The 505-nt window shown below is 62.6% G+C and carries 1 protein-coding gene; it reads right to left on the minus strand.

Going from position 1 to position 505, the window contains the following annotated elements; genetic code table 11:
* The coding region (locus U9983_RS15595) for a hypothetical protein (RefSeq protein WP_322754724.1) at nt 1–249 on the minus strand (249 nt) is incomplete at its 3' end.
* Nucleotides 250–505 lie beyond the last annotated feature (256 nt).

Here is a 505-nt window from a genome sequence, read left to right on the forward strand (position 1 = left end):
CGCCATGATCCGAGTAAGAACGTCCGCGGTGTTACCCAGCGGAATGGACAGATACGGGTTTCGGCTCGCCGCCGTGCTGGTGGTACCGGAGTCCGACGTCGGCGGAAGTACCACCACCGCCGCATGGGCTTGGAATGTCGGGCCGATGGTGGCGTGCACGCCCACCCCGGCCAGGCCAGTCAGAATAATCCCGATGATCAGAATATACCAACGGCGGACAAGAACCCCGATGAAATCCGAAAAGTACACTCGTGCCCCTCGCCCCCCAGCGCGGGTCAGCATTGCGCCGACACCGGATCAGGTCCAAGATACACGGCCGACATCAGAGCGAGAAGGGCACTGGAGCTTTTCGTGTCGATGCACGACAAGCGACAACAACCCAACACGATACCAAGCCGCACCCCTCGCCGCCACTATTTGAGCTCAGGAAGATGAACGCCCTGTGATGAGAACGGACCGCACCGCCGGCCCGCCCAGGTGGGCAGGCGGGCAGTGGGCAGTGAGC

This window comes from Protofrankia sp. Cas3 (assembly GCF_963555955.1).
Taxonomy (GTDB): Bacteria; Actinomycetota; Actinomycetes; order Frankiales; family Frankiaceae; genus Protofrankia.